This window comes from Bifidobacterium dentium JCM 1195 = DSM 20436 (assembly GCF_001042595.1).
Taxonomy (GTDB): Bacteria; Actinomycetota; Actinomycetes; order Actinomycetales; family Bifidobacteriaceae; genus Bifidobacterium; species Bifidobacterium dentium.
In genome coordinates this window covers 1,293,672-1,314,048 of record NZ_AP012326.1, presented here as the reverse complement: position 1 = coordinate 1,314,048, position 20,377 = coordinate 1,293,672, and the positions used below count along the sequence as shown (strand labels likewise).

Here is a 20,377-nt window from a genome sequence, read left to right as displayed (position 1 = left end):
TCATCCGGCCACGTTGGGAGAACGATGCCAAACGCATATTCCCGCGCCGCCAAGGCGCACGATAACAACAATGAAGGTATCCGCCTGCAGAAGCTGCTCGCACAGGCAGGTTTCGGATCCCGTCGCAAATGCGAGGAAATCATCACCGACGGACGCGTCGAGATCGACGGTGAACTCATCACCGAGCTCGGCACCCGAGTCGATCCGAAGCACCAAGAGGTTCGAGTGGATGGTTCCCGCGTTCGCGTGAATCCCAATCATGTCACACTCGCCCTGAACAAGCCGAAGCGTGTGCTGAGCGCCATGGATGACCCGAAGGGACGTTACACCCTGCGCGATATCGTCGGCGACAAGTACGAGCGCATCTTCCACATGGGGCGTCTGGACTACGACTCCGAGGGTCTGATTCTCATGACGAACGACGGCGAACTCAGCCAGCATATCATGCACCCCAAGTATGAGGTCGAGAAGACCTACATCGCCACCCTCGACGGTCGTATCAGCGGCACGGTCTGCCGCCGTCTGGTCACCACCGGCGTGCAGCTCGACGACGGGTGGATCAAACTCGATCGTTGCGCCATTCTCGATTCCAGCCGTGACAGCACATTGGTGAAAGTGGTGCTGCATTCCGGCAAGAACCGCATCGTACGTCGTATCTTCGGCTCAATCGGCTTCCCGGTCAGGCGTTTGGTCCGTACGCAGATCGGTCCGATCAAGCTTGGCGATTTGAAGTCCGGTACGTACCGGGTGCTTTCGCAGGTCGAGGTGCGTTCCCTGTCGAAGGCGGTGGGACTGTGATCCGTGTAGCTATCGATGGTCCTGCGGGAGTGGGCAAATCCTCTACTTCCAAAGCCTTGGCCAAATATTACGGCTTCGCATATCTCGACACCGGCGCCATGTACCGTGCCTGCACTTGGTGGTGTCTGCATAAGGGCATTGATCTGGATGCCGACATCGTGGACGAACAGGTCATCACCGAAACCGTAGGGGAGTTCTTTACTGAAGGGCATTTCGACATCAGTGTCGACCCGGATAATCCGAAGGTCACGGCGGATGGCGTTGATATCAGTGCCGAAATTCGTTCCTCTGAGGTATCATCCCATGTTTCCAAGGTGTCCAATGTTATTCCGGTACGCCATGTGCTGATTGCGGCGCAACGTGCCTATATCGCACGCGAAGCTTCGGCGGACTCCTTCTCGAGAGGACTCGGCGTGGTCGCCGAAGGTCGTGACATCACCACCGTGGTGGCCCCCGACGCAGAAGTGAGAATCCTGCTCACCGCTCGTGAAGAGGTACGTCAAGCCCGTCGCGCAGGACAGTCCGCTTCCGGAGTTGGCACCGAAAACGTCGCGGCACGGGACAAGGCCGATTCCAAGGTCACTAATTTCACTTCCGCGGCTGAAGGCGTGCTCACCGTAGACAATTCCGACTTGGAGTTCAGCGAGACGTTGGACGTGCTCGTGCGCATTGTTGACGATGCTATCGAGGAGCAGGAATACCGCCAATATGTTGCCAACCTGGACGATTATGAGCTGGATGAGGGCGACGAAGGTCTGATTGACGGCTCTTCGTTCGTTGGAGGCGATCTTCAGGCCGGTCCGAAGCCTGTAGGTGTGCTGGCAGTGGTCGGCCGTCCGAACGTGGGCAAATCCACACTGGTGAACCGTATTCTCGGTCGTCGTGCGGCAGTGGTGGAGGACACGCCGGGCGTGACCCGCGATCGCGTAAGCTACGATGCGGAATGGGCTGGCACCGATTTCAAATTGGTCGATACCGGCGGCTGGGAAGCTGACGTTGAAGGCATCGAATCCGCCATCGCCTCGCAGGCGCAGATGGCCGTGCAGTTGGCCGACGCCGTAGTGCTCGTTGTCGACGGGCAGGTGGGACTCACCTCCACTGACGAACGTATCGTGAAGATGCTACGTGCCTCCGGCAAACCGGTGACATTGGCGGTGAATAAGGTGGACGATCGCGAAAGCGAATATCTGACCGCCGAATTCTGGAAGATGGGTATGGGCGAGCCGTATGGCATCTCCGCCATGCATGGGCGCGGTATCGGCGAATTGCTCGATGTCGCATTGGAGTCGTTGAAGAAGGCGAAAAAGACCTCCGGATTCCTTACGCCGTCGCATTTGCGTCGGGTGGCTTTGGTCGGTCGCCCGAACGTCGGCAAGTCTTCGCTGCTCAACCAGTTGGCACATGAGGAACGTTCCGTGGTCAATGATTTGGCCGGAACCACCCGTGACCCGGTTGATGAAGTCGTGACCGTGGATGGCGAGGATTGGCTGTTCATCGATACCGCCGGTATCAAGCGCCGTCTGCACAAGCTGTCCGGTGCCGAGTATTTCTCGTCACTGCGCACGCAGGCCGCCATCGAACGATCCGAACTCGCGTTGGTATTGTTCGATGCTTCGCAACCGATTTCCGATCAGGATCTGAAGGTCATGAGTCAGGCTGTGGATGCGGGCCGCGCCATCGTGCTCGTGTTCAACAAGTGGGATCTTATGGATGAATTCGACCGTCAGCGCATGGAACGCCTGTGGAAGACCGAATTCGACCGTGTGACTTGGGCGCAACGCGTAAACCTATCGGCCAAGACCGGTTGGCATACCAACCGTCTTGCCAATGCCATGCGCGGTGCGTTGGAATCTTGGGACAAGCGTATTCCGACCGGTAAGCTCAACGCGTTTTTGGGCAAGATTCAAGCCGCGCATCCACATCCGTTGCGTGGTGGCAAGCAGCCGCGTATCCTGTTCGCCACGCAGGCTTCGACGCGCCCTCCTCGCTTCGTGATTTTTGCCACCGGCTTCTTGGAGCATGGCTATCGTCGATATATCGAACGCTGTCTGCGTGAGGAGTTCGGTTTCGATGGCTCACCCGTCCAGATTTCGGTGAACATTCGCGAAAAGAAAAAGCGCAAGTAAACGAATGGTTGTCCGCCTCACATGAGGCGGACAACCATGTTGTATGCGAACTTCCTCATACCGTCATGCTGTTCTCCGGTCAGAACAACGGCGTTTCCTCCTCATCGCGAGATTCCAAGTATCCGCTCACGGCACGACGCGCCAACGAACTTAATGAGATGGCATCCCGTTCGGCGCGACGTCGCGCACGCAGCCCCAGATCATAGGGGAGTCGGATCTTCCACTCATCGCCCAATTGCTCGCGATCATCGCCGTTCTTCGGCATACGTCCCAAACGTACTTTGTCGTCACCCGCATTGAGATCATCCCGTTCCAAGGCTCTGCGGGTCAGTTCGGTGAGCGTGATGCCGTCATGCCTCGCCCGTTCGCGAGCCTCGATGCCAAGCTCCTTGGGCAATCGAATCTTCCATTCGTCTTCCTGTTGGACGTGTTCGTCGAAAACATGTGCCAGATCGTCGATGTCATCGAATTGCGGCTGCCTCTCCTTCGGCCCCAAATCAATCACCTCTCATTGCAGATATTCTCTTCCGGGCACGGAAAAACCCGAAGTTTTCGGATTTTATTCTATCAGGAACGATTCATGGACATGGATTATGTCCGATGCCGTTGTCTACGAACACGAAAGGACTCTGAAAAACACCCGTAAACGGTTACGTATGTGTACGGAAGTTTGCGCATGAAAGAACCCCGAAACCGTTGAAATTCCGGGGTTTTTGGTCGGACCAGCGGGATTTGAACCCGCGACCCCTTGACCCCCAGTCAAGTGCGCTACCAAACTGCGCTATGGTCCGAACGGTGCGAGGCACCGAATGAGAAATCTAGCATATCTCATGATGATTTTCAAACGCAACGTGTCGCGCCGATGTCGTCGTGTGGCATTTGTGATGAATTCGCCCCCCCGTTGCATGTTCAACCGGCATCATGAACCGAGAATGTCGTAAGATGACTACACTGTTGTTACTAGACCGATGCCCGATGCGAAAGGGAGCCACATTGACTGAGGACATATTCGAACAGTCCGCCGCAAAGATGCGTGAGCACGGAATGACAGATATGGCCATTGCCCAGTTCAAACGCCTATACGAGGTCTGGCGGAACGAGGAGGCCAGCAGTTGGATTCGTGAGGAAGAGGTCGAGCCACTTACCGGCGTGCCAAGTTTCCATGATGTGTACGAGACCATCAACCATGACAAGGCGGTCGACGCCTTCGCACAGACCGCTTTCCTGAAGCTGAACGGCGGTCTTGGCACCTCCATGGGCCTGGATTGCGCCAAGTCGTTATTGCCCGTACGCCGCCATAAGGCGCGCCAGATGCGTTTCATCGACATCATCATCGGTCAGGTGCTTACCGCCCGCACTCGTCTGGGCGTAGAACTTCCGCTCACCCTGATGAATTCCTTCCGTACGTCCGACGACACCATGAAGGTGCTGCGTTCCAACAAAAAATTCCATCAGGACGAGATTCCGATGGAAATCATCCAACATCAGGAGCCGAAGATCAGTGCCAAAACCGGCTTGCCGGCTTCCTTCCCCTCGAATCCCGAACTCGAGTGGTGCCCGCCGGGGCATGGAGACCTGTTCTCCACCGTTTGGGAGTCCGGCCTGCTCGACAGGCTTGAGGAGCGGGGCTTCAAGTATCTGTTCATTTCCAACTCCGACAATCTGGGTGCGCGACCGTCCCGTACGCTCGCCCAACACTTCGAGAACACGGGCGCACCATTCATGATCGAGGTTGCCAAACGCACGCCGGCTGACCGCAAGGGCGGCCATATCGTACGCGATAAGGTGACCGGACGTCTCATGTTGCGCGAGATGAGCCAAGTGCATCCTGACGACAAGGATGACGCCCAGAACATCGACAAGCATCCGTACTTCAACACCAACAGCATCTGGGTGCGCATCGATGCGTTGAAAGCCAAGCTTGCCGCGTACGATGGCGTATTGCCTCTGCCGGTGATTCGCAACAAGAAGACCGTTGATCCCACCGATTCGACCAGCGAGCCGGTCATTCAGCTGGAAACGGCCATGGGTGCGGCCGTCACGCTATTCGACGGCGCAACCTGCGTATGCGTGGACCGTATGCGCTTCCTGCCGGTCAAGACCACGGATGATCTGTTCATCATGCGTTCCGATCGTTTCCATCTGACCGATCAGTATGAGATGGAGGATGGCAACTACATTTTCCCCACGGTGCATCTCGACGCACGCTATTACAAGAACATCCATGATTTCGACACGCGGTTCCCGTATTCCGTGCCGTCGCTTGCCGCCGCCAATTCGGTAACCATCGAGGGGGACTGGACGTTCGGCAGGGATGTCATGATGTTCGGCGACGCGCGGCTCTCCGATCAGGATGAGCCAAGTTATGTGCCAAACGGTGAATACGTTGGGCCGCAAGGCGTTGAGCCGGATGATTGGGTCTGAAACGAAGCTATGCCCAACACGAAAAACACTGTTTTTTCGTAAATTGAACGCGATACTCGCGAAAACCCTCTATCATGGAATGAGGTGTGGCATTAAGCCGCACACTTACAACGAAACGTTAACGAGACGTGAGGACTAATGGCAGAGGGCAGTAACGGAAGGCGGCGTTTTTCCGACAAGTGGGGCAAGCACGAGCTCGACGTATTGGCTGTGCTGTCTTCAGCTTTCCCGCAATGGCTTACCTCCCGCCAGATCGCCCAGCGCGTGAAGGCGTACGCCGATTCCTATGGCGAACTGGCCGATCAGGCGGCGAAGGCGGCGTTTGCCAAGCAATTCCAGCGCGATCGCGCCAAGCTGGCAGCCATGGGCATCGCCATCGAATCCCGCCAACCGGAGTATTCTTCGAAGTCTGAGGGCCAGGATTTCGCCTCATATCGTCTGCAACTGGGCGATGAGCCCCGTGTTCGACTGCGCTTTGCGCAGGAGGATCTTCCCGTTCTCGCCGCAGCGAATTATCTGGCTCGTTCCATGTCGATCTCCTCGACCCCCGTGCAACAGGTGCAACATACCTCCCGTACGGCACCGCGTGTGCCTCAGACCCCGATTCCTGGTCTTGGACTGGATTCCATCGCGCCGGGCCTTGGCACCCAGTCCATTCCCGACGAACTCGTCAAGGTGGTCGATCAGCGTCGCTTCGCCGCAACCGTGGATGTCGACGGTGAACATCTCAATGTCGCCTACACCGATTCGGACGATTTGGCCATGTTCGTGCTCAGCCATCCGGGCGCATGCATCATCAGCCCTCAAGAGGCCGTTGACGCGTTCAATCGGCGTCTGAACGCCGCGACACAGTTCCAACCGGCCGATGAGTCCGCTGGCAACAACCGTTCCGCCGTCATCTCACCGGAAATCAATCGTAACAACACGGATGATGACGATTCCGAAGAGGGCAAGGGGCGTCCAAAGAAGAATTCCTCGTTCCAGACCGGTAGCGAGGTCGATCGCAGACTGCGTCTGATGCTGTTCCTTTCGGCGCATCTTGGCGAGGAGTATTCGTTGGAGGAGCTGGCCGAACGTTTCATCGGCAAGCCGAAGTCCGACGATGAGATGAAGAAGTACGTCAACGTCATCCATAAGGACATCAATACTCTTACCACGGTTTCGGACGATGGCGAGATGGCGGGTAGCCAATTCTTCGACATCGACTGGTCGCTGCTGGACGCCGAAGGCATCGTGTCCGCCACGAACTCGCTCGGTCTGGAGCGTCTCGCCGGCATCTCCCAGCAATATCTGAGCATGCTGACCGCTTCGGTAAGCTATCTGGCCCATTCGCCGCTGTTGCCGGATAAGCAGCGCGGCCAAGCTGAATCCCTGTATCATCGCCTGCGTCAGCATGTTGAACCCGGTCAGATGCCTTGGCTCAGTCTGACCGGCTATGAGATGGAACCGCGTAACTTCTCCATCGTCAAGAGCGCCATCTCAAAGGGAGCCCTTCTTGACATGGAGTACACCGATGGCGCGGGGAACACTCGTCGTAAGCTTGTCGCACCCGATAAGATCTTCGTCGATGAAGGAGTGTACTTCGTTGCGGTATGGACCGACGTGGCCAATGCCGCACCGAAGGACAGGCAGCGATTCGTCAAGAAAGACACTACGATCAACAAGGCCAACGGCAAACCTCGTATCTGGCAGGTGTTGCGCATCTCCCGTATCGAGAAGGCCGAACTGGTGGAGCCGGTCGAAAAGATCGACATTCCCGACGTGCCGGTGTCCGAGTTGCGCAAGTGGAGCTTTGATAATGGCACCGCGGCCGTGTTCATCACCAACCAAGCCGATCTGCCGTTCATCGATCGGCTTCCCGGTGCCACCGTCGAGCAATGTGGCGATGGCAAGAAGGTGCATCTGATTGTCTCTTCCGACTCCTGGTATGTCGCTTTCTGCATTTCACACGCTCGCCATATCACCGCGGTCGCGCCGGAAACCCTGCGTACGATGATCATCGCGCGAGCCCAGCATGAGCTTAGCGTCAGCGATCATGAGAGCGAAGACCGATAGGAGAGCGACATGCCTTGGTGGATTTGGCTTCTGCTCGCCCTGTTCATGTTGTCGATGATTGTCGCCGGCTGCATCTACGTGGTGTTGCACGGCTATCATGCGTTCAAGGACATTGCGCAAGTGGGAAGCCGCGCCGGAGAACGTTTCGCAGCCATGGGGGACACGTTGCCCGTTGAACAGGCGAATTCGGCACCGTTCTTCACCAGACCGTTGCGAGACGCCGCCGATCGCTATGTAGACGCCCATGTCCAGGTCATCGAACGTCGTGAGGCGAAACGCGAGCGTCATGCCGCTCAGTGGAGACGCTGGAAGCATTTCAACGACTGAACAATACTCTTAAGGAATCATGACTCATCATCGTCACCGGCGTAACGGTTCCATGGATATCACCAGCACCAATGCGACCGTGGAACCGTCACCGTCACAGCGCTACGCCATGTTCAAGCAGACCCAGCGCAAGCAGGGTATGGCCGCTACGCGATTTGCGCAATCCATGCCATTCGAGCTTGACGATTTCCAGATGGAAGCCAATGAGGCGCTGGAAGCCGACAGCAATGTGCTGGTTGCCGCCCCGACGGGTGCGGGCAAGACCGTCGTTGCCGATTTCGCCATCTATCTGGCGCAGGAACGTAATGTCAAGGCGTTCTACACCACGCCGATCAAAGCACTGAGCAACCAGAAATATCATGATTTGGTGGATCAGTATGGGCAGGATCGGGTGGGCCTGCTTACCGGCGATACGTCCATCAATTCCGAGGCCGATATCGTGGTCATGACCACCGAAGTGCTGCGCAACATGTTGTACGAACACTCCATGACGCTTGAAGCGTTGCGTTACGTGATTCTCGATGAGGTGCACTATCTTGCGGACCGATTCCGTGGACCGGTATGGGAAGAAGTGATCATCCATCTGCCGCAAAGCGTGAAAATCATCGGTCTTTCCGCCACGGTGTCGAATGTGGAGGACTTCTCCAATTGGATCGTCTCGGTGCGAGGGGACACCAAACTGATCGTTTCGGAAAAGCGTCCTGTTCCGTTGGAGCAACATGTACTTGTGCAGGCGGATGACCGCACCGAACCGGAGCTCATTGATCTGTACCGTCGTGATGCGCATGGTGATCAGACAGTCAAGCTCAATGCGCAACTGCTGAACCGCCTTGATCAGCTCGATCGTCAGGCAGCACGCAGGCAAGGGGCGCAACGTCCGGAGAGACGTAAGGGCAAGGGGAAGGGCCCGTGGCATGACCGGGAATCCTCACATAAGGTGGAGCGGCATACTCCCAAACGCTGGGCCGTGGTGGACGAGCTGAACTTTCTCGATATGCTGCCCGGCATCTATTTCATCTTCTCCCGTAATGGCTGTGACCAGGCCGTCGAACAGTGCATCAACGCCGGTCTGGAGCTGACCAGCAACGGTGAGGTGCGCCGCATTCGGCGCATTGTCGATGAGATGATCGATGGACAGCTCAGCCAAGAGGATTTGAAGGCTCTGCATTTTTCGCAGTTCCGCTTTGCCTTGGAGGAAGGATTTGCACCGCATCATGCCGGCATGATCGCCTTGTTCCGTCAGATTGTCGAACGTTTGTTCGAGGAAGGTCTTGTCAAAGTGGTGTTCGCCACGGAGACACTGGCTTTGGGAATCAATATGCCGGCGCGTTGCGTAGTGGTCGAGAAACTTGAGAAATACGACGGCACCGGGCACGTCGGGCTTACGCCGGGGGAGTTCACCCAGCTGACCGGACGTGCGGGACGTCGTGGCATCGACACCATCGGCCATGCCGTGGTTGTCGACCATCGCGGTTTCGTGCCGGCCACCGCCGCCGCATTGTCCAGCAAACGTGTGTACCCGTTGCATTCCAGCTTCCGTCCGACTTTCAACATGGCCGTCAACCTGCTGAATTCCAGTGACTATGAAACGGCCCGCATCACCCTTGACCATTCATTCGCGCAATGGGAGGCCAATGAATCGGCATGGCAACTCGAAGCCCAGATGGATACGTTGAAGAAGGCTCTTGAGGGGTACGAACATGCCTTTACCTGTGAATTCGGCGATTTTGCTGATTTCATGCGTCTGCGTATGCGGCTAAGCGAGCTGGAAAAGAATGAACGGCGCCGACTCAAGCATGAGGTTTTCCGCACGCAGAGCGAACGCAGCCAGGCGTTCATGGATCTTGACGAAAAAATCGCGGCAATGCGTGAATTGGATCGCAATCATCCATGCCGTAAATGCCCTGATCTGCAGCAGCATCTCAAATGGGGGCATCGTTGGTCGCGTGAAATGCGCGAACTGGAACGGGTGCGGCATCGTTATGAATCGCGCACCGGATCGGTGGCACGGCAGTTCGACCATATTTGCACCGTATTGGAGGAACTCGGTTATTTGGAACGTGATTCGGACAAATCACGGCATGCGGATTACCTACTGACCGAGCGCGGCCAATTGTTGCGTCATCTGTACAGCGAACTTGATCTGGTGTTGGCGCAAGCGATCGACGAAGGAGCCTTCGACGGGCTTGACGCGCCGGAACTGGCCAGCGTCCTGTCGTCGCTCATCTATGAAGCGCGTGGGGGAAGCGGGGGAGAGCCCCGCCATTACCCCGGTGGCATCCAAGGCAACGTTGCCGTCTGCGCGGCACAGTTGCGCGGCGTACACGCGAAGATCGCCATGATGTGCGAGGACCATGCCCTTGAAGAGCCCCGGCAGCTTGATTTCGGCATCGCTGACATCGTTTACGAATGGGCTCAGGGTGAAAGTCTGTCGCGCGTGTTGTACGGCACCGATCTGACCGGAGGCGATTTCGTGCGTAATTGCAAACGCTTGGCCGATGTACTTCAGCAAATCGCCGTCGCCGAACCATATCTGACGAAACGTGCCGGAACGTTGGCGCTGGTGGCCAAACAGGCGATGGAAGCCGTAAATCATGGCGTCGTCGCGTATTCAGGGGTCGACTGACGCCCGTTTGCATACCGGTTGTTGGAATAATCGACACGTCCGAACTGTTCTGTAGCGTAGACAGAGCAACAATCCAAGGAGGCAAAGGCAAATGGCAGAACGCAGTCTGCGAGGCATGAGCATCGGCGCAAAATCGCTGGAATCCGATGACAACGTGGATTTCGCGGCACGCAACGACATCGCATACGTATGTCCGAAAGGTCACCGAACCATTCTGCCATTCGCCGAAGGCGCCGAAGTGCCTGACGAATGGGAGTGCCGTTGCGGTGCTGTGGCGCACCGTGAAGGCGATGAGGATCGTCAGGCCGATGAAATCAGCAAACCGACCCGTACCCACTGGGATATGCTGTTGGAACGTCGTAGCGAGGACGAGCTCAAGACCCTGTTGGAGAAGCGGCTGCAGATGCATCGTGACGGCTGGTTCCCGGATTACGAGTGACCTGAAGCTGAACAACACATGAACACCTTGCCCGGTCATAACGACCGGGCATAATTATTTCCGGTATCACATGAAATCAAGGAATCAGAGGAGAACAAACCTCATGTCTGAACATCCGAAAAAAGTCGTACTGCTCGATCTCGACGGCACGCTGACCAAATCCGATCCGGGCATTATCGGATGCGTGGTCAAGGCCTTCCAAGAAATGGGGTATCCAATTCCCGATGCCGACGAGCTGCAACGTTTCATCGGCCCGGCCATCAGCGAATCCATGCAACGTAACGGCGTTCCGGACGACGAACTCGATAAGGCCGTTACCGTCTATCGCAAATACTACGCTGACGAAGCCGTATTCGATGATCCCAACAACCCAGGGCAGAAAGTGCCGGGACGTCTCAACAACACCATCTACAAAGGCATTCCCGAACAGCTTGCCAGGCTACGTGCGGACGGATATCGTCTGATTATCGCCAGCTGCAAGCCGCAGTACCAGTGCATTCCGATTTGCGAGCATTTCCATCTCGACACCATGGTCGATGGCATTTATGGAGCCAGCAAGGACAATTCGCGTCTCGACAAGGATCAGGTAATCCGTTGGGCGTTCGAGCATATCGGTTACGACGAATCCGCCGGAGACAAAGCCTTGATGGTCGGCGATCGCTGGACCGATGCCGACGGCGCCAAGGCATGCGGTTTGGATTGCTTGGGATGCGGTTGGGGTTACGCTGAATCCGGAGAACTGCAGGAGCATGGCGTGTATCGCATCATCGATACCGTGGACGAGTTGGCGCAGGCCGTTGAGGAATACTTCAACTCATACTCCCGATAATGTACGTTATGTCAGAAAATAATTTCCGCCTGCCCTGACATAACGCCACCCGGTTATATCGGCCCGCCCCTTTTGGGCTTCGCCTGGCATAACCGGGCGTTTTTCGATTTCGGCCTCACGGTCGTAGTCATCATCATTCGGACTCGTTGTCAGGCTCGCCGATCCGGTTGAGTTTGCGTTCCATTTCGCTCGCCATGCCTTTTCTGGCCTGTAGGTACATGAACACCAGCTCGGCGGCTATCAGCACGATCATGACCACCGCCGACGGCCATCCCATATGCTCGTAGAAACGCCGGAATCGCATCGACATACTTTCCTTGAACAAGGAATACAGCGGATACGGCAATGCTCCGAGCACCAATGACGCGAAGTGCAATCCGATGATCGACCATCGCACCGGATATACCGGACGTTCCTTATGCGAAAAAAAGCCTCCACGAATCGAACAGATCGAACATATGTTCACTGCAATGACGGCGGCGATGACCCAAAGCAAGACCGGCAGAATATCGAGCATGCGTCACTCCCCTGATGATTATTCCATTAACTTTCGATCTCCTAGGATGCCATCCTACACACGCGGTCTTACCACGACTCCCGGCAATTCCTATCTGCCACTGGCGGCCCTGGCCTTACGCTGCGCTTCAAGTTTTTTCCGCATCCGCATGGCCGCGATGTCATCAATCGGTCGCTTGCCATCCGTACTGGTCTGCAGTTTCGTCAGGTCGACATATTCCTCATGATCCAGTGCATTCTTGATTTGACGCCATAACGAGCCTACGGACACACCGAATATCGCCTTGCCGCTTTGCAACAGTTCGATCATCTGTTCGCTGGTGGTGCATTCATGCACTTCCTGACCGTCACACATGATGGTGATGCCTTCCAGCTGCTCGATCGTACGCTGTGTCAGGAATCCAATGGCCGTGGTCACGTTCTGCAGATTGATGCCGGCATCCAACAGTTTTTTGGAGACCGCCAGAATCACCACATCCTTGAATGAATACAGACGCCGTGAACCGGATCCATGCGAAGGCGTGATCGATGGTTCTACGATCTGCTTACGAGCCCAATAATCAAGCTGTCTATAGGTGATGCCGGCAACTTTCGACGCCACGGTACCGCGATAGCCTCGTGTAACGTTCTGCGTGTCGGTTGCAGGAAACAACTCCCCCTGCACCGCTTGGGGCGCGCGCAGATGCAACTGCATTGTTGACTCCGCATCACTCATCGTATTCTCCCTATGAACTGCTACGCCCATGAGATTCATACGAAGCCCATGGGCGCGATGCCGCTGTTCACAGTCTATCCCGCATCATGCGGAATATCAGGCAATGACGGCGGAGTTGGTGAAATAGACCAGACGGAACTTGCCGATCATAATCTCGTCGCCATTGTTCAGCTGCTTCTGATCGACACGTTGACGATTTACGTATGTGCCATTCAGACTACCGGCGTCAATGACGGAATATGCACCATTGACCCTGCGGAACACGGCATGGGAACGCGAAACCGTGGAGTCATCCAACAGAATGTCCGCACGCGGATCACGTCCCACGGTAATCTCATCTTCGTCGAGCAGATAACGCGAACCGGAAACCGCTCCCCTAGTCGAGATCAACAGCGCCGTGCCATCGGACAGACGCATGATCGTATCGAGGTCCTCCTTCGTCAAAGGACGGTCTCCGGTGGAGGTTACCGGTACAGTAATTGCAGGAAGACCGATGATGGTCGTTTCGCCTGCGCTTGGAATCGGATCAGTCATATTCGCCATTCTATACATTCCCTTTGCATATAGCCGGTATTGTCTTGGCCATGGTCACGAATCATACACTGCTTTCATGCGTGGGCTTTGTCTATGATCGACACGAATTCGTCATGTGGCAGCATATCGTCATAGCTACGCCAACGGCGTTCCAGCTCCTTGTTCGCCTCATCATGCTGTCTGTCTCCCAATGCGGCATAGGCCTCCAATTCATTCGGCCCCATGGCGTTGACAGGCTGGTTGAGATTCAACGATTCGTTCATAATCGTCCATTCTAATGTCACCAACCATGGCAAACCATGAAAAAACGCCTGACGACATGGAAAATATGCCGCCAGGCGTTTGTTAACAGGTGGTGCGCTTAGTTTCAGCGCTGATCCAGCATCTCCTGCAGAGCCTTGTTGACCGACGGAGAGCCCGCGGCCATGGACAGGGTGTTGATGCCGTTGATTTCGAAGCCGCGCTTGATGGCGGAGAAAATCTTGTTCTTATTCATGTTGTATTCCTCAATTCCTATAAAGACTGTTGTTTGCGATTAACGATAGCGATTGCGTCGCGAAGCTTTGCTCGCGGGGCCTGATCAGCGGTTGTTGAGCAGCTCGTGCAGAGCCTTGCCTGCGGACGGAGTGTTGACCGCCATCAGACCGTTGATTTCGAAGCCGCGCTTGATGGCGGAGAAAATCTTGTTGTCGTTCATGTTGTTTCCTTACTTGCTGTTATTCTGTGACGCACCCTGCGTCCTGCTATCTTCTGTTGTGTACGTTGTCCACTATAGAGGCCCGCTCAGTGAAAGTCATGGTCTCCTCGTTCGATTTCTTGTATTTTCATCGGTTATTCTTGAGATTGCGCAAAACTGGCTCGTTATCCAGATATCAGTTGACCGCCATGTTCCACAGACTCGCGGCGACGTGGAGGCCTGCGTCGGCATCGCCGCTGCCGTATGGTCACGCCCCGTCACAGGCCTCGGGCAATCCAATAACAAAAAAGCCGTCCATACGGACGGCTTCATGGTGGGTGATATAGGAATCGAACCTATGACCCCTTCCGTGTGAAGGAAGTGCGCTAGCCGCTGCGCCAATCACCCATGTTGGTTTATATGGAGTCAAACTCCAGTGGGCGATACAAGATTCGAACTTGTGACCCCTTCCGTGTCAGGGAAGTGCGCTACCTCTGCGCCAACCGCCCGGGTCATACCATTCCGCAGAACATACGATTCTGTTTCATGAGAGGTGGGTACGAGAGTCGAACTCGTCTATACGGCTTTGCAGGCCGCTGCCTAACCGCTTGGCTAACCCACCATAAAGGTTGACATCAATTCGGAACCTTCGAGCGGACAACGGGACTCGAACCCGCGGTCTCAACCTTGGCAAGGTTGCGCTTTACCAACTAAGCTATGTCCGCATGTTACCGGCAGTATCACTGCCTGAGCACGAGTATCTACTATAACCACATCCGTGTGATTTGCAAGTCAGCGTGTCGTATGCCGAAACCCGCTATCCCTAATACCACCCTTCACGGCATGATCAAGAATCGCAAATCCTTGCATTTCAGGCTATTCACCGATGGCATAAGCATTTCGTCACCCACGATTTCGCGCTACATTAATGCTATGTGTGAAGGAGCCAACAATGCCTAAGACAGTAATGCTTGCCGCATTCGAGGGATGGAACGATGCATGCCAAGCGGCCACGAACGTCATTCGACACCTGGTCTCACGATATGATTCGCAGGAAATCCGGCATATCAACGACGAAGGTTTCTACGACTATCAGGTCGCCCGTCCGATGATCTGTTCGGTACAAGGCCGCAGGCGTATCATCTGGCCGCAGACCACCTTTTACGACATCACCATTTCCCCTGAGACGCACTTTCTCGCGCAAATAGCTCCGGAACCGAATTACCGGTGGGAGGAATATTGCCGGAAGACGCTGCGCATAGCCGAGGATTATGACGTGAACGAAATCGTCACCCTAGGTTCCATGTTCGCCGACTGTCCGCATACCAGACCTCTTCCGTTGGACATCTCCAAGGGTGACTGCGAATGCGAGCTCGACAAGAAGTACAATGGCCCGATCGGCATTCCCAACATCCTCGACGCGATCGCCGCCGACAACGGTTTCTCCACCACGTCAATGTGGGTATCAGTGCCGCAATATTTCAATAACGTCGAATGCATGCAGGGCACGTTGGAGCTGGTTCACGCGCTGTCCATTCTGCTGAAACAACCCCTCAATGAGGGAGAACTCGCCAATAAGGCCATGCAATGGCGCAAAGAAGCCGATGACATGGTCGAAAACATGCATACCGGTGATTACATCAGACAACTTGAACGCGAATACGATCTCAACGTCAAAGCCCGGGAAATCGCATCGAACGGCACTCCCGCATGCGAGCAGCTGATTCAGGAGGCCGAGGCTTTTCTCAGGAATCAGCCTTTCGCCGAACACTGATTCGCCATTCGTAATGGCGAAGGATACGGATACGGGTGGGTCCCTGCCATCGTTAGGACGGCAGGGACCCACCCGTATCCGAGAATCGTAGCGCGGTACGATCAGGCTGCGGCCATCTCCAACGGGGAGATGACGCCGCAGATCAGCAGCAACGCCACAACCACGGCAAGCGCAATGCGGTAGATGGCGAAGGCCTTGTATGAGAAGGTGGACACGAACTTCAGGAAGCCGATGATCACCACATAGCCGACGACAAAGGCCACGATGGTGGCGGCAATGGTGGCACCCCAGCCGGGGAACATGTCCGCATCACCCGCAGCCACATCCTTGACTGCGGAGACGGCTTCGAGAATACCCGCACCGAATACGGCCGGAATGGCCATCAGGAAGCTCACGCGCACGGCGGCCTCACGGGTATAGTCCATGGCGCGGCCGAAGGTGATGGTGCCTCCGGAACGGGAAACGCCGGGAATCAGGGCGAGCATCTGACCGATGCCGAAGACCAGTGCATCCTTCCAGGTCATCTCCTCCATGGTTTTGATCTGCTTGGCGCGGGCATCGACCACCCACAGCAGCACGCCGAACAGTGCCAGCACGGTCACGGTGATCCACAGGTTGCGCAGTGAAGTTTCAATGACATGTTTGAACAACACGCCGGCGATGAGGATCGGCATGGTGCCAAGGATGATGAACCAGCCCATCTGGGTGTCACGGTTATACGCGCCCATACGGCTCTTGAAGTCCTTGCCCTCTTTGCCGAACAGGGAGCCAAACCAGGCGCCAAGAATACGGATGATGTCGCGGCGGAAGTACAGGATTACGGCCAGTTCAGTACCGATCTGGATAATGGCGGTGAAGGCCGCGCCGGGGTCGGACCCCAACATCAGATCACCGACGATGCGGATATGCGCGCTGGAGGAAACCGGCAGGTATTCGGTCAATGCCTGCACCAGTCCCAGGAAAATCGCTTGGAAGAAATTCATGAACCCTCTTTATGTGTTCGTCTGTTTTCCGAGCACCAGCGTAGCGAATGGTGCCTAAATTTCTCATCGATTTCACAGGGTTGTCTCAATCCGCGCACACAATGGGAACCGTCAATCACAAGCAATGTGGTACCAAGGAGCACGACATGGGGAAATATCGCAAGAGCAGGGCATTCAGCCCGGACGGCTTCTTCGAATGCGAAGGTCGTGGCCTTCAATGGCTTGGCGCAGCGCACGCCCAGGGTGGCCCCCGCGTGGTCGAGGTCTATGAGTGGGGCAGGGACTTTCTTGACATCGAACGCGTGAACTCCTGTTCCCCCACTCCCAAGGCCGCTTACGATTTCGGCGCCGCACTGGCCCGCATGCATGATTCCGGTGCGGAGTTCTTCGGTTCGGCTCCCGCCGGTTACATGGGTACCTGCTATTTCGGACCGCTGCAGGATCCGGTGCCTATGGATTGCGGTACGTGGACCGATCCGGCCACTTATCTGGCGGAAGGCCGTCTTCGCCCGATGGTCGAACTTGGCATTCGTCGACGAGAGCTCACCGATACCGATATGGGCCTGACCGAGGAGGTGATTCAGGCGCTCCCGGAGATTCTCGGTCGTGCGGCCGCGGATAAGCCCGCACGCGTACATGGTGACCTGTGGAGTGGCAACGTGATGTGGACCGCCGATTCCGGTTCCGTCGAAGCCGTGCTGATCGATCCCGCCGCGCATGGCGGCCATCGCGAAGAGGATCTCGCCATGCTCAATCTTTTCGGCATGTCCTATCTCACCGAAATTCTGGACGGCTACCAGTCGGTACACCCGCTCAAGGCGGGTTGGCAGGAACGTACCACATTATGGCAGCTGTATCCGATCGCCGGGCATTGCGTCTTTTTCGGCGGCGGATATGTCAGCCAATATCGCGCCATGTGCCGTGCCCTGCTGCGGTAGCCGTGCGATGACGAACTAACGAAAAAGGGTGTTTCGAAGCATATGATTCGAAACACCCTGACGATGTGTGGGTCTCAAGCGGAGCGATCGTCTAGCGCAACGCATCCTTGAGCTTGGAGAAGAAGCCCTTCTTCGCGCCCACGGTCGGACGAGAGCTCTGCGGCACATGGGATGCGCCAGCATCGTGGCTGGCTGCGAACTGTTCCATCAGGGAACGTTCGTCGTCGCTGAGCTTGGTCGGAATCTGCACCACGACATGCGCCACAAGGTCGCCACGGTCACCGTTGCCGCTCATATGCGTGACGCCGAGATTCTTCAGGGTCACGGTATCCTCCGGCTGGCATCCGGCCGGAACGCTGACGGATTGCGGTCCGTCGAACGTGTCGATTTCAAGGTCATGCCCCAATACGGCCCAGCTCATGGGCACCTGAATCCAGCAATGCAGGTCGTCACCGTCACGGGTGAACGTATCATCCGACGAGATGCGCACATCGACATACAAGTCGCCGGCGACACCGCCGTTCTCGCCGACCTCGCCCTGATTGGCGAGTCGAAGACGCGTATTGTTGCCGATGCCTGCGGGAATGGAGACGCCGACATTGCGCGTGGTGCGCACACGACCATGGCCCAGGCAGGAGGGGCAGGGATTTTCGATGACGGTGCCGTGTCCCTCGCAACGCTCGCAGGGGGCGGTGGTCATCATCTGGCCGAGCATGGTCCTGACTACACGCTGCGCAAAGCCCTTGCCATGGCATTCGGGGCATTGCGTCGGCTGGGTACCTTTCTGGCAACCCGTACCGGCGCATTCCTGACACAGGCCGAAGGTGTTGATTCTCACATGCGCGGTGTCGCCGAACACGGCCGTCTTCAAATCGATGGTCACACTGGCCAAGGCATCTCGACCAGGTTGGGTACGCGGACGCGGGCCGGCTCCGGCACCACCGCCGAAGGCACCGCCGGTGAAGATGTTCAGGAAGTCACCCATATCCCCGAAACCGGCGCCTCCGAAGCCTCCTGCGCCGCCGTTCGGATCGTTCGGGTCCACGCCGGCATCGTACATCTGTCGTTTCTGCGGGTCGGACAACACCTCGTACGCGTTGTTGACTTCCTTGAATTTGTCCTCAAATTCCGGACCTGCGATATCGGGATGATATTTGCGGCTCATCTTGCGATAGGCCTTTTTGATCTCATCATCACTGGCAGATCGGTCAACGCCCAGTACTTCGTAGTAATCCGTCACAGTCGCTCTTTCTCCCTATTGGTTCCGCGTGCCATTGTGCCATAAGGCGGGGTCAGTCGTTGGTATGGCGCTCATCGTGCGCAAGAAACGCCGTCAGGTAACGGGCGACCGCTCTGACGGCCGCCATGGTAGTCACGTAATCCATGTGCGTCGGCCCGATGGATCCGACGAATGCCACCGGTTCGGTGACGGGTTCCGTCTGAATTTCGTCGCCGAAATCGTTGATTTCACTGCGATTGTCAGTGCCCATACCACCTGCATTGCCGGCGGAGGTACGGCCATAGCCACTGGTGACCACCGAAGCGTGCAGCAGTCCCGGCGTATGAGTCTCCGAACCGATGGCCACGCCCACCCCGGCGGATTGCGCGGTCTCGCTCAACGAGCTCATCAATTTTATCAGCACGACCTGTTCCTCCAGTGCGTCGAACAGCGGCGCCAGATCGGCGACGGTATGCTGATGTGCCAGCCGCGACGTGCCAGCCATGTACAGTTCACCCGCACGCTCATCATCCGCCATGCCGTCGAAGGCCTGCGCCAGCGTCTCCGTCAAGGCGCTGATGGAACGATAGGCATCACGCGGCCCCATACGGCGTACGTAGTCGGCGGTCTGGGCCAGGGAGACCCCTGCGCATTGCGTATTGATCTCATTGACCAGATGAGCGAGCACGGTCATATCCGGCAGTTCGGCGACGTTCAGAATATGCTGGGCGACGCGCCCGGTGTCGGTGATGACCACCGCCAGCAACGTATTGACGGAGACCGGCACGATTTCAACATGCCGTAGCATCGATTTGGACAACGACGGCGCGGCGACCACGGCCACCTGCCCGGTGATCTGCGCCAGCAGACGTGCGGCACGCTGCAACGTGTCCTGAAGGTTGACCGATCCCGACAGAAAGCTGTTGATGCCTCGACGCTGCGCCTCGGATAGCGGCATGACGGTCGCCAGCCGATCCACGAAATAACGGTACCCCTTTTCCGTCGGAATCCTGCCCGCCGAAGTGTGTGGCTGAATCAGATAGCCCTCATCCTCCAGTGCGGCCATATCGTTTCGCACCGTCGCCGAACTCACGCCCAGATCATGATCTCTGGTCAGCGTGGTCGATCCAACGGGTTCCTGCGAGCGAATATAGTCCTCGACTACGGCACGCAACACCAGCATGCGTCTCGACTGCGTCATGCGCGCCCCCTTGGTATATAAGACATGAGTGTGCGCGGCACGGCCGAACGGGATCGAAACGCACCGCCTCATCATTACGACACTCCTATTGTTTTAGCACTCCCGGCCGAGGAGTGCTAATCGTTCGCTTCGAGAGTACAGCCCCGCTGCGTCTCCGCAGCCGTTCTTCTCAAATAACCGGCGCATTCCCAATGCGA

The 20,377-nt window shown here is 56.5% G+C and carries 19 protein-coding genes and 5 tRNA genes; 10 read left to right on the top strand and 14 right to left on the bottom strand.

Translation table 11 applies throughout. The features are described from left to right. The first annotated feature begins 24 nt into the window (after nucleotides 1-24). Together BBDE_RS05670 and der are read left to right on the top strand one after the other, a co-directional pair. Nucleotides 25-798: a pseudouridine synthase gene (locus BBDE_RS05670; RefSeq protein ID WP_003840120.1), complete on the top strand. Its 774-nt coding sequence runs from the start codon at nucleotides 25-27 to the stop codon at nucleotides 796-798. Then, entirely contained in the window at nucleotides 795-2,924 is a 2,130-nt protein-coding gene (gene der / locus BBDE_RS05665) for a bifunctional cytidylate kinase/GTPase Der (RefSeq protein ID WP_003840121.1), read from the top strand. Before BBDE_RS05670 ends, der begins: the two co-directional genes overlap by 4 nt. A 79-nt stretch (nucleotides 2,925-3,003) precedes the next feature. On the opposite strand, the gene BBDE_RS05660 is transcribed toward der, so the two are convergent. Both BBDE_RS05660 and BBDE_RS05655 read right to left on the bottom strand, forming a co-directional pair. Then, entirely contained in the window at nucleotides 3,004-3,429 is a 426-nt protein-coding gene (locus BBDE_RS05660; protein WP_003840123.1) for a hypothetical protein, read from the bottom strand. Nucleotides 3,430-3,638: 209 nt separating this feature from the next. Further along, a tRNA-Pro gene (locus BBDE_RS05655) sits at nucleotides 3,639-3,715 on the bottom strand. A 184-nt stretch (nucleotides 3,716-3,899) separates the two neighbouring features. On the opposite strand from BBDE_RS05655, the gene BBDE_RS05650 reads away from it, so the two are divergent. The 6 genes from BBDE_RS05650 (at nucleotide 3,900) to BBDE_RS05625 (ending at nucleotide 11,624) form a co-directional block, all read left to right on the top strand. Next, entirely contained in the window at nucleotides 3,900-5,348 is a 1,449-nt protein-coding gene (locus tag BBDE_RS05650; RefSeq protein ID WP_003840126.1) for a UTP--glucose-1-phosphate uridylyltransferase, read from the top strand. A gap of 138 nt (nucleotides 5,349-5,486) precedes the next feature. Beyond that, complete coding sequence (locus BBDE_RS05645) at nucleotides 5,487-7,403, top strand: helix-turn-helix transcriptional regulator (RefSeq protein ID WP_003840129.1); 1,917 nt, start codon at nucleotides 5,487-5,489, stop codon at nucleotides 7,401-7,403. A gap of 9 nt (nucleotides 7,404-7,412) precedes the next feature. After that, nucleotides 7,413-7,730 (top strand): hypothetical protein, encoded by a 318-nt coding sequence (locus BBDE_RS05640; RefSeq protein ID WP_003840130.1) that lies wholly within the window; start codon nucleotides 7,413-7,415, stop codon nucleotides 7,728-7,730. A gap of 19 nt (nucleotides 7,731-7,749) precedes the next feature. Further along, nucleotides 7,750-10,356: a DEAD/DEAH box helicase gene (locus tag BBDE_RS05635; protein ID WP_012902151.1), complete on the top strand. Its 2,607-nt coding sequence runs from the start codon at nucleotides 7,750-7,752 to the stop codon at nucleotides 10,354-10,356. A gap of 91 nt (nucleotides 10,357-10,447) precedes the next feature. Further along, nucleotides 10,448-10,795: an RNA polymerase-binding protein RbpA gene (locus BBDE_RS05630; RefSeq protein ID WP_003841738.1), complete on the top strand. Its 348-nt coding sequence runs from the start codon at nucleotides 10,448-10,450 to the stop codon at nucleotides 10,793-10,795. Between the two features lie 103 nt (nucleotides 10,796-10,898). Further along, a complete protein-coding gene (locus tag BBDE_RS05625) occupies nucleotides 10,899-11,624 on the top strand; it encodes an HAD hydrolase-like protein (RefSeq protein WP_003840137.1) in 726 nt (241 codons plus the stop codon). A gap of 133 nt (nucleotides 11,625-11,757) precedes the next feature. On the opposite strand, the gene BBDE_RS05620 is transcribed toward BBDE_RS05625, so the two are convergent. From BBDE_RS05620 to BBDE_RS05585, 9 genes are all read right to left on the bottom strand, one after another. After that, nucleotides 11,758-12,141 carry a hypothetical protein gene (locus tag BBDE_RS05620; protein WP_003840139.1) on the bottom strand — a complete coding sequence of 128 codons (384 nt, stop codon included), beginning with the start codon at nucleotides 12,139-12,141 and terminating at the stop codon, nucleotides 11,758-11,760. Between the two features lie 90 nt (nucleotides 12,142-12,231). Further along, nucleotides 12,232-12,855, bottom strand: a complete 624-nt coding sequence (locus BBDE_RS05615; RefSeq protein ID WP_012902150.1) for a MerR family transcriptional regulator — start codon at nucleotides 12,853-12,855, stop codon at nucleotides 12,232-12,234. Between the two features lie 96 nt (nucleotides 12,856-12,951). After that, on the bottom strand, nucleotides 12,952-13,389 hold the full coding sequence (locus BBDE_RS05610; protein ID WP_033488966.1) for an FHA domain-containing protein: 438 nt from the start codon (nucleotides 13,387-13,389) through the stop codon (nucleotides 12,952-12,954). Nucleotides 13,390-13,463: 74 nt separating this feature from the next. Then, on the bottom strand, nucleotides 13,464-13,652 hold the full coding sequence (locus tag BBDE_RS05605; protein WP_003840143.1) for a hypothetical protein: 189 nt from the start codon (nucleotides 13,650-13,652) through the stop codon (nucleotides 13,464-13,466). Between the two features lie 104 nt (nucleotides 13,653-13,756). Further along, nucleotides 13,757-13,885 carry a hypothetical protein gene (locus tag BBDE_RS11635; protein WP_003840145.1) on the bottom strand — a complete coding sequence of 43 codons (129 nt, stop codon included), beginning with the start codon at nucleotides 13,883-13,885 and terminating at the stop codon, nucleotides 13,757-13,759. 512 nt (nucleotides 13,886-14,397) lie between these two features. After that, nucleotides 14,398-14,473: transfer RNA gene (locus tag BBDE_RS05600), tRNA-Val, on the bottom strand. A 29-nt stretch (nucleotides 14,474-14,502) separates the two neighbouring features. Then, nucleotides 14,503-14,574 (bottom strand) — tRNA-Val (locus BBDE_RS05595). A gap of 42 nt (nucleotides 14,575-14,616) precedes the next feature. Further along, nucleotides 14,617-14,687: transfer RNA gene (locus BBDE_RS05590), tRNA-Cys, on the bottom strand. Between the two features lie 30 nt (nucleotides 14,688-14,717). Next, nucleotides 14,718-14,790: transfer RNA gene (locus tag BBDE_RS05585), tRNA-Gly, on the bottom strand. 227 nt (nucleotides 14,791-15,017) lie between these two features. On the opposite strand from BBDE_RS05585, the gene BBDE_RS05580 reads away from it, so the two are divergent. Further along, a complete protein-coding gene (locus BBDE_RS05580; protein ID WP_003841745.1) occupies nucleotides 15,018-15,839 on the top strand; it encodes a PAC2 family protein in 822 nt (273 codons plus the stop codon). 101 nt (nucleotides 15,840-15,940) lie between these two features. Here the strand turns inward: BBDE_RS05580 and BBDE_RS05575 are convergent, their stop codons facing one another. Further along, nucleotides 15,941-16,822: an undecaprenyl-diphosphate phosphatase gene (locus BBDE_RS05575; protein ID WP_012902148.1), complete on the bottom strand. Its 882-nt coding sequence runs from the start codon at nucleotides 16,820-16,822 to the stop codon at nucleotides 15,941-15,943. Nucleotides 16,823-16,968: 146 nt separating this feature from the next. Here BBDE_RS05575 and BBDE_RS05570 point away from each other — a divergent pair, with 146 nt between their 5' ends. After that, nucleotides 16,969-17,760 (top strand): fructosamine kinase family protein, encoded by a 792-nt coding sequence (locus BBDE_RS05570; RefSeq protein WP_012902147.1) that lies wholly within the window; start codon nucleotides 16,969-16,971, stop codon nucleotides 17,758-17,760. Between the two features lie 91 nt (nucleotides 17,761-17,851). On the opposite strand, the gene dnaJ is transcribed toward BBDE_RS05570, so the two are convergent. After that, the gene (gene dnaJ, locus BBDE_RS05565; RefSeq protein ID WP_003840156.1) at nucleotides 17,852-19,000 is read right to left on the bottom strand and encodes a molecular chaperone DnaJ; all 1,149 of its coding nucleotides are present in this window, start codon (nucleotides 18,998-19,000) and stop codon (nucleotides 17,852-17,854) included. A gap of 52 nt (nucleotides 19,001-19,052) precedes the next feature. Further along, on the bottom strand, nucleotides 19,053-20,180 hold the full coding sequence (gene hrcA / locus BBDE_RS05560) for a heat-inducible transcriptional repressor HrcA (protein WP_187116105.1): 1,128 nt from the start codon (nucleotides 20,178-20,180) through the stop codon (nucleotides 19,053-19,055). Nucleotides 20,181-20,377: the final 197 nt, after the last annotated feature.

What these genes read in the sequence shown, in the direction of transcription:
- BBDE_RS05650 (WP_003840126.1), top strand. Translation starts at nt 3,900, where the DNA reads ATGCGAAAGGGAGCCACATTGACTGAGGACATATTCGAACAGTCCGCC.
- BBDE_RS05610 (WP_033488966.1), bottom strand. Translation starts at nt 13,389, where the DNA reads ATGACTGATCCGATTCCAAGCGCAGGCGAAACGACCATCATCGGTCTT.
- BBDE_RS05625 (WP_003840137.1), top strand. Translation starts at nt 10,899, where the DNA reads ATGTCTGAACATCCGAAAAAAGTCGTACTGCTCGATCTCGACGGCACG.
- BBDE_RS05670 (WP_003840120.1), top strand. Translation starts at nt 25, where the DNA reads ATGCCAAACGCATATTCCCGCGCCGCCAAGGCGCACGATAACAACAAT.
- BBDE_RS05635 (WP_012902151.1), top strand. Translation starts at nt 7,750, where the DNA reads ATGACTCATCATCGTCACCGGCGTAACGGTTCCATGGATATCACCAGC.
- BBDE_RS05645 (WP_003840129.1), top strand. Translation starts at nt 5,487, where the DNA reads ATGGCAGAGGGCAGTAACGGAAGGCGGCGTTTTTCCGACAAGTGGGGC.
- BBDE_RS05630 (WP_003841738.1), top strand. Translation starts at nt 10,448, where the DNA reads ATGGCAGAACGCAGTCTGCGAGGCATGAGCATCGGCGCAAAATCGCTG.
- BBDE_RS05580 (WP_003841745.1), top strand. Translation starts at nt 15,018, where the DNA reads ATGCCTAAGACAGTAATGCTTGCCGCATTCGAGGGATGGAACGATGCA.
- BBDE_RS05575 (WP_012902148.1), bottom strand. Translation starts at nt 16,822, where the DNA reads ATGAATTTCTTCCAAGCGATTTTCCTGGGACTGGTGCAGGCATTGACC.
- BBDE_RS05615 (WP_012902150.1), bottom strand. Translation starts at nt 12,855, where the DNA reads ATGAGTGATGCGGAGTCAACAATGCAGTTGCATCTGCGCGCGCCCCAA.
- BBDE_RS05605 (WP_003840143.1), bottom strand. Translation starts at nt 13,652, where the DNA reads ATGAACGAATCGTTGAATCTCAACCAGCCTGTCAACGCCATGGGGCCG.
- BBDE_RS05620 (WP_003840139.1), bottom strand. Translation starts at nt 12,141, where the DNA reads ATGCTCGATATTCTGCCGGTCTTGCTTTGGGTCATCGCCGCCGTCATT.
- BBDE_RS11635 (WP_003840145.1), bottom strand. Translation starts at nt 13,885, where the DNA reads ATGAATAAGAACAAGATTTTCTCCGCCATCAAGCGCGGCTTCGAAATC.
- BBDE_RS05640 (WP_003840130.1), top strand. Translation starts at nt 7,413, where the DNA reads ATGCCTTGGTGGATTTGGCTTCTGCTCGCCCTGTTCATGTTGTCGATG.
- hrcA (WP_187116105.1), bottom strand. Translation starts at nt 20,180, where the DNA reads ATGACGCAGTCGAGACGCATGCTGGTGTTGCGTGCCGTAGTCGAGGAC.
- BBDE_RS05570 (WP_012902147.1), top strand. Translation starts at nt 16,969, where the DNA reads ATGGGGAAATATCGCAAGAGCAGGGCATTCAGCCCGGACGGCTTCTTC.